At 49.1% G+C, this 267-nt stretch carries 1 rRNA gene; it reads left to right on the forward strand.

Going from position 1 to position 267, the window contains the following annotated elements:
• Positions 1-107, forward strand: a 23S ribosomal RNA gene (locus tag KW838_RS29315); the annotation flags it as partial.
• Positions 108-267: the final 160 nt, after the last annotated feature.

Below are 267 nucleotides of genomic sequence, written 5' to 3' on the forward strand. Positions count from 1 at the left end.
TGAGTCCCCTGAAGGGCCGTCGAAGACTACGACGTTGATAGGTTGGGTGTGTAAGCGCTGTGAGGCGTTGAGCTAACCAATACTAATTGCCCGTGAGGCTTGACCATATAACACCCAAGCAATTTGCATACTTCGAAAGAAGCATCAGATTGCGGTGTGTGAAGACGAAACGAACCGAAAGTTCGAGAAACTCACAAAACACCAGCTGTCACATACCCAATTTGCTGAAGCGAGGCCAACTGGCCACGACTCAGTACCCGAATTTCT

The sequence above is a fragment of the Pseudomonas sp. PDM27 genome (assembly GCF_019219205.1).
GTDB lineage: Bacteria > Pseudomonadota > Gammaproteobacteria > Pseudomonadales > Pseudomonadaceae > Aquipseudomonas > Aquipseudomonas laurylsulfatiphila.